The sequence below is a fragment of the Metabacillus rhizosphaerae genome, from assembly GCF_037201795.1.
In the GTDB taxonomy this organism is placed as follows: domain Bacteria; phylum Bacillota; class Bacilli; order Bacillales; family Bacillaceae; genus Metabacillus; species Metabacillus rhizosphaerae.
This window is the reverse complement of sequence record NZ_CP147403.1, coordinates 3,871,577-3,887,506: the sequence shown is the minus strand read 5'-3', so window position 1 is coordinate 3,887,506 and position 15,930 is coordinate 3,871,577. Positions and strand designations below refer to the sequence as shown.

Sequence of the window (15,930 nt, the reverse complement as noted above, 5' to 3'; positions counted from 1 at the left end):
ACAGTTGATCGCCTTGACACCTTCAGAATCTACCTATTTACGGAATAAACTAGGGAGGATCCATAATGTTTCAGTAGATAGCCCAGTTATTACTTTGAATGAAGGAGCTTCACTTAACATAGATAGAGTACGGGTGAAAGCCCATTATTCAGATGGAACCGTTGCCTACAAGAGATTTGAAGCGAACCAAAAAGACCTTTCAACGTTAAATTTGTCGCAGCCAAGCACATATCAGATAAAAGGGAAGGTGGTTCAGCATCAGTTTACTTATCCAATGATGAAAACCAGACCAGATCCTTATATCTTGCTTTAAAGGAACGTTATTACTTTATTGCTACTGATGACTATGGCCAAAGAAAAATTCACATCAGATCTGCGACGACTCTAGAAGTGCTTGCTGATGAAAATGCAAATGAGGTTTTATTGTGGGATGGTAATATTCCTGTTGGTGAGCGTCATGGTCAGCATTGGGCACCAGAGTTATATGTGATTGGAGGTAGACTTTATTGATTTCTCGAAATTAGTGTCAATAACAATTGGCATGGTGTTCAGGCAAATGTGGTACCATTTAAAGGAGACGATCCTATGAATCCAGCTGATGGAGAGTGTAGTATCTCATTAGATATGACCTATTTTGAACATAATGGAAAAGCCTATGTATGTTGGTCACAGCCCAAGTGGTTTGGTGAGGAGCGGGAAAATGCTTCTCTGTATATAGCAACCGTCAATTCGAACGTGCCATGGCGACTTACTTGTGAATCAGTGCGAATTTGTCGAAATGAATATGGATGGGAACGAAATGGTAAGCTACAGACGGAGTGGCAGAAGGTCCCTTTGTGATAAAGCAGGGTGATCAGCTATATATGGTTTATTCGAGTTCAGGTGTAGGTCCAACATATGCTGTTGGCTTGTTAGAAATGAATGCTTCTAATGACCCAATGGATCCTGATTATTGGAGAAAATTAAATTATCCTGTGATGCATTTATTAGGTCAAGTGGGTCAATATGGTCCAGGGCATAACGCTTTGTTTCAAGATCAGTTTGGAGATTGGTTAAATGTGTACCATGCATGTAGTGTGAATGGTGGATTCCGCCATGCGAGCATTAGACCCGTTCATTTTCGATTTGATGGATCACCTATTCTGGATATGACAGATGAAGAAAATCTATTACCAGAGTATCAAAACGTAACATTGACTGTTATCGTTGTATGATCATAATAAACATGAGGAAGGTAGATTTAGATGAAATCAATTCAAACAAATCTTATAACAATTACTGATTCATATGTTAAAAGAGCTCAGGATCTTCTTGTACAGTATCTACTAAGTTTGAAATCTGAGAAATTTTTATTTGAAGTATATAAGATTGCTGGGCTTCAACCGTTAACAAATGAAGGGTATCAAGGTTGGGAAAGAAGCAACGAGATTAATTTCCGCGGACATTTCTTTGGACATTATATGTCAGCGCTAGCCTTAGCCTATCATGCTGAGAAAAGGAGTCCCTTAAAAGATCAATTAATAAAAGAAATGCAGGTGGCTGTAGCTGGATTGGCACAAGCCCAAGAAAACTATGCTCTCAATCATCCAGAAAGTGCAGGTTATATTTCTGCGTTTCGAGAGTCAGCGCTTGATGAGGTCGAAGGAAAGAGCGTATTGCCTGAAGATAAAGAGAATGTACTCGTACCTTGGTATAATTTGCATAAAATTCTAGCGGGCCTATTAGATATTTATAAATCGTTAAAAGGGATTAAAGAGGATACCAGTCAATTGGCGCTAGAGGTTGCTAGTCAATTTGGAGATTACATTTATCACCGGATGATGCAATTACCTGATAAGAAAAGAATGCTGCAAATCGAATATGGTGGAATGAACGATGCATTATATCACTTATTTGAATTAACAAAAAAGAAGGAGCATATGATTGCAGCGACCTACTTTGATGAGGATGAGCTATTTGAGAAATTAGCAAATAATGAAAATATCTTACCAGGAAGACATGCGAATACGACAATTCCTAAATTAATAGGTGCATCAAAGAAGTATCAAGTCTTTCAAGACAGTGAACTTCATTCGTTCCTTTCTGATGAAGAAAAAGAAAAACGTCAAACCTATTTCGAGGCTGCAAAGAATTTCTGGGAGATTGTCGTTAATGAACATACATATTGTACAGGGGGTAATAGTCAAAGTGAGCACTTCCAAGAACCTAATTCACTATATTACGATGCAGAAGTCCGTAAGGGTGATTGTACATGTGAAACCTGTAATACCCATAATATGCTGAAATTAACACGCAACTTATATTTTCTCACCAAAGACCCGAAATATTTGGATTACTATGAAAGAACGTATATTAACGCCATTCTAGCTTCGCAAAATCCTGAAAATGGGATGATGATGTACTTTCAACCAATGGGAGCGGGGTATAACAAAGTCTATAACCGTCCATATGACGAATTTTGGTGTTGTACAGGTACGGGGGTTGAAAGCTTTGCTAAGCTAGCTGATACTTATTATTTTCAAGAGAATGATTATGTGTTTGTGAACCTTTATTTTTCAAATGAGGTAAGCCTACCTGATCATAATATTCACCTTGTTCAGGATACTGATCGTAAAAAGAGTATCGCCACATTTACGACAAGTACAATGAGTGAAGAACCAAGTAAGCCACTCTATCTAGCATTAAAGATTCCGACATGGACGGATGAATTTGAACTGCTACATAATGGTGTGCTGGCTGATTATGAATTAAAGGATGGATTTGCATATCTCAAGAGGGCTGTTGGAAAAAATGAAACCGTTGTTATTAAGTTTGCGCCTTATTTGAAGCTGGTGTCGACAAAAGATAACCCGAATTATGTGGCATTTGAATATGGTCCATATGTATTGGCCGGTGGACTAGGAACTCAACATATCGAAACAGATAATCCAAACGGCATTCTGGTTCGAGTAGGGACGAAGGAACGTCTATTACCTGATACGTTAATGACAACAACCGATGATTGGCCGGTTCATTTTAAAGATCAAATGCAGCCTATTGAACGTGAAGATAAGCTGATCGCTTTTCAAGTGAAAAATGTGAAAGATAACATTATTTTTAGCCCATATTATGAAATGCATGGGGAACGCTACGGAATCTATTTCAATCTATTGGAAGCAGATTCTAAAGAAGCTCAGGATGCAATTAGTCAGAAAGAAGAATGGTTACGAGAGAAAGAGCGGATTTTAGTTGAATTGCATAATTTTGATGATAATAATAGTGAGCATGCTAAAAAAGTAGATTACCAGGTTTCCAAGGTTGATGCATTCTGGGGAAGACGCTATCGCAAAGCTTTTAAGGATGGTTGGTTTAGCTATGAGTTTCGTTTTCAGACGAATGATGATTTTTACTTGCAGCTGGATTTTCATCAGAAGGATGTAGGAAAAAGCATGGAGTTACTCTTGAATGATCAAGAGATACGTACTATCACAGTGCAGGAAGGTCCAGATGGAGAATTCATTTCTCAAAAATTCTTGTTGGATAACACTTATTTATCGTATGAGGGAAGCATGAAATTGACTTTTAAATCAATTGAGAATGAAACACCGAGAGTATTTGGAATTACATTCTTAAAAAGTTAACGACAAAAAGGAGCTGGAAGTATGATTAAATATCAACAAGGACCTGTAATTAAAGGTGAATGGGCAGATCCATTGGTTGGTTGAAATCCATGATAGAAAAAAGAGACGTCCTTTTATCAGGATACAATCTAATCTTTGTTGCTAGGACAAATGTCCCTTCACCTTTCAATGTGTATTGGAAAGTAAAAAATAGGGGATATAAAGCAAAACAAGAAGATATGATTCACGGTGAAATTGTGCGAACAGACAACTTGAGTCATTCGGAAGTGACGACATTCAAAGGAAATCATTATGTAGAATGCTATATCGTTAAAAATGGAGTATGTGTTGCCAAACAATTAATGTCGAAATTAAAGTGTCTTAACCAAAAAGGGGCGTAATAGATACCCCTTTTTTTATTGAACTAAACCAGCTTATAGAAGCTATATTGCTCTTCAACAATATGGCCTTTATCTACAGTTATACCGACAAAAAGGTTGATAGAATGCACCCTTTGTCATTGTGTACATATATGCCAAGATAAGTAGTAAAGTCCTATGTTTGTGTACGTTGAATACGGTGGGAAAATATACTGTAGATAAGGGCGCTTTAATGGGTGCGAAATGTTCCTGACTCAAATGAGATGTGGTCACACAATTTCGGTAAAGGATTGATCAATCGGGAAGCAATATACCAAGTGGACTTGTGTCTTCAATGATATCTTGTAGTTGATAACTCCCTATAGGAAACATTGGAAATCCATCATAACCTGGTGTGATCTGATACATATCAAAATAAATAATGAGGGCTTTGTCAGCAATATAGTATTTTTGATTAGGGCGAATGCCTGTATAGGAGTTTAAAAGTGGGATGTCACGTTCTTTTATTTGTATCTCGATCAATTTGTTAATTCGATCTCTATAAGGACTGTTTTCTTTAAACAGATCTTTTAACTGATAAATTTTCCCGGTGCGAACATCCGTTGTGAGAGAATCCAAATAGGTGACAGGATGTGCAAGTGTTGGCATATTGGCAAAATTACTTAATGTGATACTGAAAATCCCGCGTTGATTATTTTTAACTCCATAATTACCAAAGCATTCAGGAAGAAAGCCAGTAAGTTTTGTGTGGCATCTGCATGATGAAATACCACTTGTTTCGATGGCGAATAAGAATATACTTTTTCATTGCATTATATATGAAACATTTATGACGTTTCATACATAATTAAAGTAATATGTAGAAAAATAGAAAAAAGTTATAAAGGAGGCACTTAGAATGGAAAAGTTTGAGGATTCGGAATTACACCTAAAAAGTAAGGAAGATGTATTAGAAATTAGCTCAACTGGATATGGGTTAGAATCTGTTTCAATAGATAATATAGAAAAACAGAAATTACAGGAATCGAATAGAACAAACTCTTCAGGGAGTGGAGAGCAATAGCATATTAAACTACTATCAATTTCTTGTGCTTAAGGAAAAGTAGTTGTTACTAAAAGTTAGACTACTTTTCCTTCATTAATTGTTCCACAGCTGGAATATCCGCAGGAGCCCACTTTAGGGAACATAGATTTTCTTTTTTCAACCAAATCAATTTTGAATGTTCATTTGGAATTGGATCTCCATTTGTAATCCTACATTTCATGCAAATCAAATGAATGCTAAATGATTCGTATTCATGAGTGTTTTCATGAAAGATATTTTGTGCTTCAATTTTACAGTCTAGCTCTTCATTGATTTCTCTCTCAATAGCTATATAAAAATCCTCACCTTTTTCCATCTTACCTCCAGGAAATTCCCACATGTTCGGTAATGACATGCTCGGTGATCTTAATGCGCAAAGGATTTCATTTTGGTCATTTTCAATAATTGCAGCGACTACTTTTATTTTTATTTTCATCCGAATTCTCCCAGGTTAAATATCAAAAATTACTTTTATCTATCATATCATTTTATTCAATTACATCTGTTAATAATTACATTACCTTTAAATGAAAGTAAATTTTTTTACATAATAATAAAAATTGAAAATTTTAATAGGATAAACTTCACCTGAAAATTTACTTGAATTCAAAATTCCCTCCTACAATTTTCATGTTTTTAAGTGTTAAATACTTGGTATATTTGAATTTATCCTACTAGAAAAAAGCTTAATGAATAATCAATATATCTTATATAAAGGGTTTACATATTATCGTTATGATTTGTTTGTATTATATAACTAGGAGGGAATTGAAATGAAAAAGTGGTTAAATCCTTATTTTTTAGTAGCAATTATCATGATGTTGTTAGGTACAGTCTTTTCAGGAACATCAAATGTGTTAGCTTCAGAAAACAATGAACAAACATCTGAAGTGAATTTGAAGGTAATGACGTATAACTTAAGGTATTTGAATAACAATGACCCTTCACCACATACTTGGGCAGAAAGGTTACCAGCAATAAAAAAATTGATCCGAATGGAACGACCAGATATTATTGGAACTCAGGAAGTATTGTATCAACAACTTAAGGATCTTAATGATAGTTTACCTGATTATGAATGGATTGGTTTAGGGCGTGAGGGAGGCAATAAAGGAGAATATTCAGCTATTTTTTATAACGAAAACCGCTACTCTCCTTTAGAGTATGATCATTTTTGGTTATCAGATACACCCAATGTCATTGGATCAAAGTCGTGGGGGAACTCAATTCCACGTATGGTCACTTGGGCGAAATTTCTTGATAAGCAGAGCGATCAACAATTTTATGTTGTGAACACTCATTTTGATCACCAATCTGCAGAGGCAAGAGAGAAAAGTGCTGAATTAATAATAGAAGAGATTAAAGCATTTGATTCTGAATTACCGGTTGTATTAACAGGGGACTTTAATACAAGCCCAAATAGTCTGCCACATCAAACATTAACAAGTGATGGAGCATTTTCCGATACATGGGATACAGCAAAGGTAAGAATGAATGAAAACCTAGGTACCTTTAATGGATTCCGAGATCCAACTGGTGGAGGACCGGAAAGACGAATTGATTGGGTTCTTGCTAAAGGTAATGTTGTAGCAAATTCTTTTGAAATTCTAGACTATTATAAAAATGGTCAATTTCCAAGTGATCATTATCCTGTAATCGTAGATTTAGCTTTTCCTTACTAATAAATAAAAAAGTCTTAACCCTTTTTTGAAAAGGGGTTAAGACTTTTCTATTGTTTTCGGTAAGATCTAAATAATTTTTTTATTCTTACTATCATCCATTAAAACTTTTACATCAACGGAAACCTCTAATTGTTGTTCACCTAAACCCTGGTAAACCCCTTTTACTGGAACAATATCTCTGTAATTACGGCCATGCCCAATTTTTACATAACGCCAATTAATTTTCCCATTATTAGTCGGATCGAAGCCGATCCAACCTACGATTGGAACATAGGCTTCGATCCATGCGTGAGAGGCGTGCTGGACTTCTTCTGTTTGATCATCATGAATATCACCAATAAACTGATATCCACTAACATATCTTGTCGGTATGTTATAAAGACGGCAAATTGCAATCATTAAATGGGCATAATCTTGACAAACACCTCTTTTAAGACGCAATGTTTCTTCAACTGTTGTATGGACATGTGTGGCACCTGTATCATATGTCAGATTAGAGTAGAGCAAATTTGAAATTTGCTCTAGCAAATGATATATACTTTTTACTTTGTATGTATGAATCTTTTCAGCACAAAATATTCGTAATTCAGGTGTAATTCGGGTAAAATCTGTTTCCATTAAGTACTCTGCATACTGATTTTGAAATGTATCACTAGCTAGAATATCGGTTTCTGTTTCATAGGGTATAGGGTGCACCATATCTTTGAAAGTCTCAACTGTATCTACGATTGAACGTGATTCAATTGTAAGTTCTTGATGTGGTGATGGTATTGTAAAATGATGGACAGTATTCCCGAAATAATCTGTGTAAGAAAATAGGGGTACTTCTGGTTTAACTAAGATCCTATGTTCGCTGCATTCTTGATGATCATCAGATCTAGGTGTGAGCCGAACCTCATTAATGCTGTCCATTACTGGTTCTTGATAAGTGTATCTTGTAAGATGGGTAATTTGCAATTTCACGCTCCGACGAACTCCTCCTGAAAAAATGTTTTTGAGATTGTATCACCTAGTTGATCACATGAAACAAGCATTTGATAAAGCAAATCTAAACCATATAGTTCTCCCTGAACTCCAGCAAGAATCTCTCTAACTTTTACAGTTAAATCAAGCGCTTGGTCTGATAAAAGGACAAAATTATAATCTTGTTGTTTAATAGATTGTAAATTAGACTCTAACGAGGTTAAAGCAAAATTTACTGAACGTGGAAAAGTAGGGTTAAGCATCATATACTCTACTACTTTTTCAAACGTAACATTATTTGCATGAAATTTTCTGAAGCCTTCATATCCACCGACAGACTTTAACAACACGATCATACGATTGTAATTATGTTTGTCTTTTAGTAAAGAGCCATCCTCCATAAAATTAAGATAGATTGAGTAGAGAATCCTGAGAATATTCTCGGCCCGCTCTAAATGCTTCCCAGCTTGAATGAAATTCCACTCTTGATTACGAACCATTATAGAATCGGCTGTGCCGTTAAAGATTGACAACCACTCTCTGATACGTTGATAGAAAAGATAAGGTGATTGTTCCATTGCAGAGTCTATATCTTGTTCTTTTAACCAAAGGTAAAAAGTATTCGTAATATCCCACATTTCATTAGGAAGCAATTGTCTCAATGCTCGCATATTTGTTCTAGTTTGGTGAACACATGAAAAAATTGAATTTGTGTTTGTTTTATCAAATGTTAAAAATTGAATAACAGTTTTCTCATTAATTGTTTCAAATTTATTGTTGAAAGCATTTACACTTCCAATTGATGAAACTAAACGTTCCCACATATAGTCTTCTTCATCTGCATTTCTTTTTAATTCATGTCGCATATGATAGTTGACATCGATTAACCTCGTATGATTCTCAATTCTTTCGAAATAACGACCTACCCAAAATAGTAATTCCGCACAACGGTTCATCATATTTTCTTCACCTCATCATAAGTTTTTTCTAGAATATAGATAATTAAAGAACCCAAGTATCTTTTGTGCCGCCACCCTGGGATGAATTGACGACTAATGATCCTTCTTTTAATGCGACTCTCGTAAGACCACCCGGAGCGAGTTGCACATTTTTCCCTAAAAATACAAATGCACGTAAATCAATATGTCGAGGAGCTGGCTCTCCGTGATCAGTTAAAGAAGGTGAACAGGACAGCTTTATTGTTGGTTGAGCTATATAACGGTCTGGATGTTTAATAATCTTTTTTGCAAACTCATTGATTTCTGTTTCAGAAGCAGTTGGTCCAATTAACATGCCATATCCACCAGATAGTGTCCTTTCTTTTACAACCATCTTTGATAGATTAGCGATAACGTATTCTTTTTCTTCCTGTTTTGAAAGAATATATGTAGGTACATTTTTTAAAATTGGTTCTTCCTTTAAGTAATACCGAATCATGTCTGGTACGTAAGCATAAACAGCTTTATCATCAGCCATTCCAGTTCCAGGTGCATTGGCAAGTGCAACATTACCAGCACGATATGCATTCATAAGACCAGGTACACCGAGTAGGGAATCTGCTCGAAATGCAAGTGGATCAAGGAAATCATCATCTATACGACGGTAAATGACATCAACCTGTCGAAGACCTTGAATGCTTTTTAAATAAACTTTTTGATCAATAACTGTTAAATCTCGTCCTTCGACAAGCTCTATTCCCATCTCTTGAGCAAGAAATGAGTGGTCATAATAAGCGGCATTATGAACCCCAGGAGTCAGCAAGACAACTAGAGGATCCTGTTTATGTTCGGGAGCTAGACTCCGTAAGCTACCAAGTAAATCATTTAACCCTTGATTAATATCCCTTACTTGATATTCAAAAAATAATTCAGGGAATAAATGCATCATTAAGGAACGATTTTTATAGACATAAGACAAACCTGATGGATTTCGTAAATTATCTTCTAAAACATAATACTCTCCTGTATCACTGCGTATTAAATCAATTCCAGAAAGAGGGATATAATTATCGTTTGGAATATCTAATCCAACCATTTCTGGAAGGAAATAGGGGTTGGAAATTATCATCTTTCTTGGAATGATTTCATCTCTAAGAATGTTTTGCTCATGATAAACATCTTTAATAAACATATTTAACGCAAGAACCCTTTGTTTCAAACCACGTTCGAGGAACTCCCACTCTTCTGACGTAATAACTCTTGGGATGATATCAAAAGGGATCGTTCGTTCAGAATGTGATTCATCTTGGTTCCCGTCGTAGAGTGTAAATGTGATTCCCTGCTTAATCATTTGCGACTGCATGGAAGAGTTTCGGTTTGTTAATTTTTTTACCCCCATTTTTGAAAACTGTTGATAGAGTTTGTCGTAAGAATTCCTAACCTTTCCATTTGAATCAAACATCTCATCATAAAATGAATGTTTAGGATATTCAGAAAATACTTGTTTGTTTTTCATTGTCAGCACCGTCACTTTTTTACTCCTCCATATTGGCATATTCCAAATTTTCATATACTGTCACCCTGATCAATGTTATTTTTGTTTACATCAGAAACGATATTGCAAGTATAAGTCAGTCAAACCACATCTGTATGTCGAAAAGAAGGGGGGATTATGTGTCTATTTTGTGTCAATGTTTTGTATTTCACTGCAAATCCATATGAAACAAGGATTGTTTCGATTTAATAGTTTGTGAAATAGAGTGAAATTATGTTAGATATTCTCACAAAAGTTGTTATAAAAATCAAATTAATAGTTTATAATCTATTTAAAGATACTGAATTTATACAATAATTAAATAACGTCAAATTTAATAAAGGATAGAGGGGAGTTAATTGGTGGGTGAGATTTACAATAAGTAAAAAGTTAATCCTAGGTTTTCTGTCTGTAACTCTATTTTTCGGTGCAACTAGTGGGATTTTTTATTATTACATCAATAAAATTAATAATTCGTATTCATCAATAATAAATGTACGTGTCAATATCTTAAGTAATGTAAAAGATATTGAAATTTTAGCAACTCAGCAAACCAATAGTTTACGTGGATATTTGTTAACCAAAAGCCCAGATTTTGAAAAGGATCTACAACGAGCAAATATTGAATTAGATTTGTTAATACACGAAACAAGTAGCCTTGTTACCCATACTGAAAGTAGAAAAGTTGTTACAGAACTGAGTGAACTTAATAACCAGTTTACTAAAAAGTATGAAGAACTATTGAGGCAATTTGAAGAAGATTCGAATCAAGAAGAGGCATTAGAATATTTTATTTCGGAAGTGCTTCCTATAGGAGTAGAGTTTGCTCCATTAACTAAATACCTTACTGACCGAAACAAAGAATTAATGAGTGATGCAAGAGCAGAGAACACGGCACTAGTTGATGATATTAAACAAACCACAATCTTAATAAGCTTTGTTGTACTTATAATTAATCTATTAATTGGGTTATTTATTTCTAAAAATATTACTAATAATCTATCAAAAATAACTAAAGTGATTACCACATTAACATCAACTTCCAGTACAAGAGAACGTTACATACCTATTGAAGTAAAAACGAATGATGAAATAGGTGATATTGCAAATGCTTTTAATAAGATGACGTTAGCTCTTCAGGAAAAAAGCTGGCTTGAAACAAGCATTACAGATATAGCCACAATGTATCAAGGGATTCATGATCTTCCAACATTAGCCGAGAAATTTATTACTAAAATCACACCGATGGTTGGTGCAAATTACGGTGTGTTTTATATCAAGCAAGGATCTGAAGAACCAAGATTTCAAAGTCTTGCAACTTATGCATTTCAAAATCAGAAAATGAGTGTTCCTAGCTTTAGTTACGGGGAAGGAATTATCGGACAAGCAGCACTTGAAAAGCGAGCAATTCATCTTGTAGAGCTCCCGGAAAACTATATTCAAATATCTTCAGGTGTAGGTACTGCTTCACCAGCTAGCCTATTCATTATACCGGTTGAATTTGAAGGGGAAATTACAGTCATTATTGAATTAGCTTCGTTTAAAAAATTTGAACCTATTCAAGAAAGATTATTAAAACAAATTGCCAACCATATTGGTATTACTGTAAATAGTGTGAGAGGTCGTATGCAGGTTGAAAATTTATTAAGAGAATCAAAGCAATTAACAGAAGAATTACAAAGTCAGTCTGAGGAGTTGCAGCTTCAGCATGAAGAACTAATAAGTATGAATGAAAAACTTGAAGAACAGTATAAAAGCTCGGAACAAAAAACAAAAGATTTAAACAATACCAAAATGGAACTTGAGGAAAAAGCTGTCCAATTAGAACTTAATTCAAAATATAAGTCAGAATTTTTAGCTAATATGTCACATGAGTTACGTTCACCGTTAAACAGCTTGCTTATTCTAGCACATCTGCTTACTGAAAATGAAGAAGGAAATCTTACGATTCAACAAGTTGAGTTTGCAGACACCATTTATAAGTCGGGAAATGACCTACTACACTTAATTAATGAAATATTAGATTTGGCTAAAATTGAGTCAGGAAATATTGAGATCATACCTAGCGAAGTTATTCTTAATGATGTATGTCGTTTTATCGAACGTCAATTTCAGCCACTTGCAGATCAAAAAGGGTTAAAGTTTTCAATTCAAATTGATGACAAATTACCAAAAGTTATATGGACAGATGAACAACGATTACAACAAGTTATCAAAAATTTACTAACAAATGCCTTTAAATTTACCGAATATGGTGAAGTTGAGATGAAACTTTATAAAGCGAATTTAGCAAATCATCCTACTTTAAAAAATGACGAAACGATTCTAGCATTTTCGATTAAAGATACTGGAATTGGAATACCGATTGATAAACAACAGTTAATATTCAAGGCCTTTCAACAAGGAGATGGAACAACCAGTCGTAAATATGGGGGGACAGGATTAGGTCTTTCAATTAGTCGAGAAATTGCACAATTGTTAGGCGGGGGTATTGATGTTGAAAGCTCTCCAAGTAAAGGGAGTACATTTACGTTTTATTTACCCGTTTATGATAAAAGTAGTTTAACAGAAGTAAATCCATTAAATGATGAAGTGGCAACTACACTTGAGATTATTAATGATAACAAACAGAATTCTCAACTAGAACAAGATGGAGACGAATTGTTAAAGGGGAAAAAAATACTTATTGTTGATGATGATATGCGGAACATATTTGCAATTACAACAGCCCTAGAAAAGAAGCAAATGGAAATTGTCTTTGCTGAAAATGGCAAGAGTGGACTTATTGTTTTACAGGAAAATCCAGATATTGATTTAATTCTTATGGATATCATGATGCCTGAAATGGATGGATATGAGACAATCCGAATAATTCGTAAGAAGTCAGAATACGAAGACATTCCAATCATTGCCTTGACCGCGAAAGCGATGAAAATTGATAAAGATAAATGCATAGAAGCTGGTGCGTCAGACTATATTAGTAAGCCTGTATTTTTAGATCAACTCTTTTCTTTAATGAAGGTATGGTTGTACAGATAGGTGGTTACTCAATGGAAAAGATTGTGATGCATGAAAAGGATCCTGAAGATCTTGAAAAAATAGAAATTGATTTATTACTAGAAGGTATTTATCGGCATTATGGATTTGATTTTCGAAACTATGTATTCTCATCGATTCGTCGTCGTATATGGCATCGAATCTATTCTGAGAAATTATCGTCAGTTTCAGGATTACAAGAATTGGTTCTACATGATCCAAAAATTATGAGAAGTCTATTAGAGGATTTCTCGATCACGGTAACTGAAATGTTCCGTGATCCCAGTTTTTATTCAGCTTTTCGTAAGAAAATCATTCCTATATTAAAAGAATATCCTACTATTCGGATATGGCATGCAGGGTGTTCTACGGGTGAAGAAGTCTACTCAATGGCAATTCTGTTATACGATGAAGGATTACATAAAAAAGCAACATTATACGCAACAGATATTAATGAATCTGCGTTAGAAACAGCGAAGTTAGGTATTTTTCCATTAAAGAAGATGCAATTGTATACAAAAAATTACCTACATTCAGGTGGTAGAAAAGCATTTACTGAATATTACACAGTTAAAGACAATCAAGCAATTTTTCATGCCTTCCTACGAGAAAATGTAGTTTTTGCTCAACATAATCTAGCGGTGGATCATTCTTTTAATGAGTTTCATGTCATTCTCTGTAGAAATGTCATGATTTATTTTAACTCGAATTTACAAAACCGTGTGCACGAATTATTTTATAATAGTCTAGTTTCATCCGGAATATTGGGGATTGGAAAAAGAGAGGATCTTGCTTTTACTAGCCATAGTACGTGTTATGAGGAGATGGATTCTGATGAAAAGCTATATCGAAAAATGGAACACTAATGCAAATAAAGTAAATATATTATTAGTAGATGATCGTCCAGAGAATCTATTAGCACTTGAAAGTGTCCTATCCTCACCTGAATACAATTTAATTAGTGTCAATTCAGGTGAAGCAGCGTTAAAGCATGTACTTATAGATAACATTGCTGTAATTTTGCTAGATGTACAAATGCCAGGGATTGATGGATTTGAAACAGCTAGAATGATAAAGTCTCGTGAGAAATCTAAGCAAATTCCAATTATTTTTATTACAGCCATTAGTCAGGCTTTAGAGCATGTGACAGAGGGGTATCACTCAGGTGCTATTGATTATATCTTTAAACCTTTTCACCCTGAAACTTTGAGGATGAAAATTGATGCTTTTATAAAAATTCATCGATACCAAGAACAAATTATGTTTCAGAATGAAGTATTAAGAGTAACCGGAGAAACATTGGCAGATACCCTTGTTACTTTTGATGAAACTGGTAAGGTGATAACGACAAATCCCGCAATAGACAATATGTTTGGATATATGGTTGAAGAAATAATAAATGAACACATCAATCTGATTGTTCCTGATTTGACAAAGTATTTTGGAGATCATATCCATATAGGTACAATTATTGAAACTACGGCACTCCGAAAGAATTCATCTGTTTTTCCAGCTGATATCCAAATTGGAGAGGCTAGTATAGGAGGTCAGCAGGTTTATGTTTGTTCAATTCGTGATGTTACAGAAAGAAAGTTGATTGAGGAAGAACGTTTTCGTAAAATATTTGAAGCAACACCATGCCTCGTATCATTGCGATCGCTAAAAGATTGGCACTTTATCAACGTAAATAAGAGTTGGTTAACTTACTCTGGATTTAATCACTATGAAGAAATACTCAATCAATCAGCCGATCCTCTAACATATATCTCTTATGAAGATATTGGTGAAACCGTTGTTGAAATGGCTGATTTAACACATCCTGTATACAATAGCAGAATAAAGTACTTAAACAAAACAGGTGAGTTACGCGAAGGTTTATTATCGACTGAATTGATGGAATTACATGGAGAGAACTGTCTTCTTTCAGTAATCACTGACATTACAGAGAGAGTTTTAGTCGAGAAAGAAATGGCACGGTTGGACCGTCTAAACATTGTAGGGGAAATGGCGTCTGGAATTGTCCACGAAGTTCGTAATCCGATGACAACAATCCGTGGGTTTTTACAAATGTCTAAAGATTTTCCTTCATCTGAATTTATTGACATTATGATTGAAGAGCTTGATCGGGCGCATAATATCATTACTGAATTTCTATCAGTCTCAAAAAATAATAATTCAAAACGAGAATGGAAGAATTTAAACGGAGTTATTGAAACATTGTTCCCGCTTATTCAAGCGAAAGCGATGTACACGGATCATCATGTTGATCTAGATCTAGCTGTCTGCCCTTCTATACAAATCCATGAACGTGAAATTCGGCAATTGATTTTAAACCTTTCACTTAATGGTCTTGAGGCAATGTCTTCAAGCGGAACCTTAACCATTAAAACATATCATCAAGATGACCAGGTTGTTTTAGCAATTCAGGATCAAGGTTGTGGGATTAAGGATGAAGTTATTGATAAAATTGGTACACCTTTCTTCAGTACAAAGAAAAATGGTACTGGTCTTGGTTTGTCCATTTGTCATAAAGTTGTTTCTGAACATAACGGCAAAATTAAGATTGATTCAAATGACAAAGGTACTACATTTTTAGTTTATTTTCCTTGTGAAGACAATCAGTTATTAGGTGAAGATTCTCATCATATGCTCAATCTTTAAGTGATAAGGCTGTGGATTTACGAGAAATAATAAAAAAGTTTAAAATGTAAATA

General features: G+C 34.7%; 15 protein-coding genes. 10 read left to right on the top strand and 5 right to left on the bottom strand.

Annotated elements, in window-relative coordinates; genetic code table 11:
* Positions 1-4: 4 nt before the first annotated feature.
* The 5 genes from WCV66_RS18935 (at position 5) to WCV66_RS18915 (ending at position 4,000) form a co-directional block, all read left to right on the top strand.
* On the top strand, positions 5-313 hold the full coding sequence (locus tag WCV66_RS18935) for a hypothetical protein (protein ID WP_338786518.1): 309 nt from the start codon (positions 5-7) through the stop codon (positions 311-313).
* A gap of 272 nt (positions 314-585) precedes the next feature.
* Entirely contained in the window at positions 586-840 is a 255-nt protein-coding gene (locus tag WCV66_RS18930) for a hypothetical protein (protein ID WP_338786517.1), read from the top strand.
* Positions 837-1,214: a family 43 glycosylhydrolase gene (locus WCV66_RS18925; RefSeq protein WP_338786516.1), complete on the top strand. Its 378-nt coding sequence runs from the start codon at positions 837-839 to the stop codon at positions 1,212-1,214. The genes WCV66_RS18930 and WCV66_RS18925 overlap by 4 nt, the downstream gene beginning before the upstream one ends.
* Before the next feature lie 30 nt (positions 1,215-1,244).
* Positions 1,245-3,620 carry a beta-L-arabinofuranosidase domain-containing protein gene (locus WCV66_RS18920; RefSeq protein ID WP_338786515.1) on the top strand — a complete coding sequence of 792 codons (2,376 nt, stop codon included), beginning with the start codon at positions 1,245-1,247 and terminating at the stop codon, positions 3,618-3,620.
* 89 nt (positions 3,621-3,709) lie between these two features.
* Positions 3,710-4,000: a nucleotide-binding domain-containing protein gene (locus tag WCV66_RS18915; protein WP_338786514.1), complete on the top strand. Its 291-nt coding sequence runs from the start codon at positions 3,710-3,712 to the stop codon at positions 3,998-4,000.
* A gap of 273 nt (positions 4,001-4,273) precedes the next feature.
* On the opposite strand, the gene WCV66_RS18910 is transcribed toward WCV66_RS18915, so the two are convergent.
* The gene (locus WCV66_RS18910) at positions 4,274-4,627 is read right to left on the bottom strand and encodes an RsiV family protein (protein ID WP_338786513.1); all 354 of its coding nucleotides are present in this window, start codon (positions 4,625-4,627) and stop codon (positions 4,274-4,276) included.
* A 250-nt stretch (positions 4,628-4,877) separates the two neighbouring features.
* Between WCV66_RS18910 and WCV66_RS18905 the strand changes: the two genes are divergently transcribed.
* Positions 4,878-5,042, top strand: a complete 165-nt coding sequence (locus WCV66_RS18905; RefSeq protein WP_338786512.1) for a hypothetical protein — start codon at positions 4,878-4,880, stop codon at positions 5,040-5,042.
* Between the two features lie 61 nt (positions 5,043-5,103).
* On the opposite strand, the gene WCV66_RS18900 is transcribed toward WCV66_RS18905, so the two are convergent.
* Complete coding sequence (locus tag WCV66_RS18900; RefSeq protein WP_066337397.1) at positions 5,104-5,499, bottom strand: (deoxy)nucleoside triphosphate pyrophosphohydrolase; 396 nt, start codon at positions 5,497-5,499, stop codon at positions 5,104-5,106.
* Positions 5,500-5,836: 337 nt separating this feature from the next.
* Between WCV66_RS18900 and WCV66_RS18895 the strand changes: the two genes are divergently transcribed.
* Entirely contained in the window at positions 5,837-6,745 is a 909-nt protein-coding gene (locus tag WCV66_RS18895) for an endonuclease/exonuclease/phosphatase family protein (RefSeq protein WP_066337396.1), read from the top strand.
* 66 nt (positions 6,746-6,811) lie between these two features.
* On the opposite strand, the gene WCV66_RS18890 is transcribed toward WCV66_RS18895, so the two are convergent.
* The 3 genes from WCV66_RS18890 to WCV66_RS18880 are packed head-to-tail and all read right to left on the bottom strand — an operon-like array spanning position 6,812 to position 10,162.
* Complete coding sequence (locus WCV66_RS18890; protein WP_338786511.1) at positions 6,812-7,708, bottom strand: transglutaminase family protein; 897 nt, start codon at positions 7,706-7,708, stop codon at positions 6,812-6,814.
* Positions 7,705-8,667, bottom strand: coding sequence for an alpha-E domain-containing protein (locus tag WCV66_RS18885; protein ID WP_338786510.1), 963 nt, complete (start codon positions 8,665-8,667; stop codon positions 7,705-7,707). The genes WCV66_RS18890 and WCV66_RS18885 overlap by 4 nt, the downstream gene beginning before the upstream one ends.
* A 43-nt stretch (positions 8,668-8,710) precedes the next feature.
* Positions 8,711-10,162 carry a circularly permuted type 2 ATP-grasp protein gene (locus WCV66_RS18880; protein ID WP_338789496.1) on the bottom strand — a complete coding sequence of 484 codons (1,452 nt, stop codon included), beginning with the start codon at positions 10,160-10,162 and terminating at the stop codon, positions 8,711-8,713.
* Positions 10,163-10,546: 384 nt separating this feature from the next.
* Here WCV66_RS18880 and WCV66_RS18875 point away from each other — a divergent pair, with 384 nt between their 5' ends.
* From WCV66_RS18875 to WCV66_RS18865, 3 genes are read left to right on the top strand one after another with little or no spacing between them, the layout of a single operon-like run.
* Positions 10,547-13,219 carry an ATP-binding protein gene (locus tag WCV66_RS18875; protein ID WP_338786509.1) on the top strand — a complete coding sequence of 891 codons (2,673 nt, stop codon included), beginning with the start codon at positions 10,547-10,549 and terminating at the stop codon, positions 13,217-13,219.
* Between the two features lie 11 nt (positions 13,220-13,230).
* Positions 13,231-14,082: a protein-glutamate O-methyltransferase CheR gene (locus tag WCV66_RS18870; RefSeq protein WP_338786508.1), complete on the top strand. Its 852-nt coding sequence runs from the start codon at positions 13,231-13,233 to the stop codon at positions 14,080-14,082.
* Positions 14,051-15,877 carry a response regulator gene (locus WCV66_RS18865; protein WP_338786507.1) on the top strand — a complete coding sequence of 609 codons (1,827 nt, stop codon included), beginning with the start codon at positions 14,051-14,053 and terminating at the stop codon, positions 15,875-15,877. The genes WCV66_RS18870 and WCV66_RS18865 overlap by 32 nt, the downstream gene beginning before the upstream one ends.
* Positions 15,878-15,930 lie beyond the last annotated feature (53 nt).

Coding starts and splice junctions, on each gene's coding strand:
- WCV66_RS18880 (WP_338789496.1), bottom strand. CDS start 10,162: ATGAAAAACAAACAAGTATTTTCTGAATATCCTAAACATTCATTTTAT.
- WCV66_RS18915 (WP_338786514.1), top strand. CDS start 3,710: ATGATAGAAAAAAGAGACGTCCTTTTATCAGGATACAATCTAATCTTT.
- WCV66_RS18900 (WP_066337397.1), bottom strand. CDS start 5,499: ATGAAAATAAAAATAAAAGTAGTCGCTGCAATTATTGAAAATGACCAA.
- WCV66_RS18930 (WP_338786517.1), top strand. CDS start 586: ATGAATCCAGCTGATGGAGAGTGTAGTATCTCATTAGATATGACCTAT.
- WCV66_RS18920 (WP_338786515.1), top strand. CDS start 1,245: ATGAAATCAATTCAAACAAATCTTATAACAATTACTGATTCATATGTT.
- WCV66_RS18895 (WP_066337396.1), top strand. CDS start 5,837: ATGAAAAAGTGGTTAAATCCTTATTTTTTAGTAGCAATTATCATGATG.
- WCV66_RS18910 (WP_338786513.1), bottom strand. CDS start 4,627: ATGCCAACACTTGCACATCCTGTCACCTATTTGGATTCTCTCACAACG.
- WCV66_RS18870 (WP_338786508.1), top strand. CDS start 13,231: ATGGAAAAGATTGTGATGCATGAAAAGGATCCTGAAGATCTTGAAAAA.
- WCV66_RS18905 (WP_338786512.1), top strand. CDS start 4,878: ATGGAAAAGTTTGAGGATTCGGAATTACACCTAAAAAGTAAGGAAGAT.
- WCV66_RS18865 (WP_338786507.1), top strand. CDS start 14,051: ATGAAAAGCTATATCGAAAAATGGAACACTAATGCAAATAAAGTAAAT.
- WCV66_RS18885 (WP_338786510.1), bottom strand. CDS start 8,667: ATGATGAACCGTTGTGCGGAATTACTATTTTGGGTAGGTCGTTATTTC.